Source organism: Aliamphritea spongicola (assembly GCF_017051665.1).
GTDB lineage: Bacteria > Pseudomonadota > Gammaproteobacteria > Pseudomonadales > Balneatricaceae > Amphritea > Amphritea spongicola.
In genome coordinates, this window is sequence record NZ_JAFIDL010000077.1 from 1 (window position 1) to 301 (window position 301).

General features: G+C 63.1%; 1 protein-coding gene. It reads left to right on the forward strand.

Annotation, left to right across the window (positions count from 1 at the left end; genetic code table 11):
• A partial coding sequence (locus JYB63_RS22815; protein ID WP_272873607.1) for a phosphoribosylglycinamide synthetase C domain-containing protein occupies positions 1–228 on the forward strand: 228 nt, incomplete at its 5' end.
• Positions 229–301: the final 73 nt, after the last annotated feature.

Below are 301 nucleotides of genomic sequence, written 5' to 3' on the forward strand. Positions count from 1 at the left end.
GGGCTGCCGCAACAGGAAAGCGCCGACGGTAAGGTCTTCCATGCCGGCACGCGCCTGCAGGGCGATGACGTCGTCACCAACGGCGGTCGCGTTCTGTGCGTGACGGCGCTGGGCGACACCGTGGCGCAGGCGCAACAACGCGCCTATCAGCTGGCGGAAGGCATCCAGTGGCCGGGCAGCTTCTGCCGCAAAGATATCGGTTATCGCGCGATTGCGCGCGGCAAGTGATTCGACCTGATAAGGTCATGACAAGAGGCTCCGCAGCGCGGGGCCTTTTTTATAGCTGGTCTTCTTTCGGTTC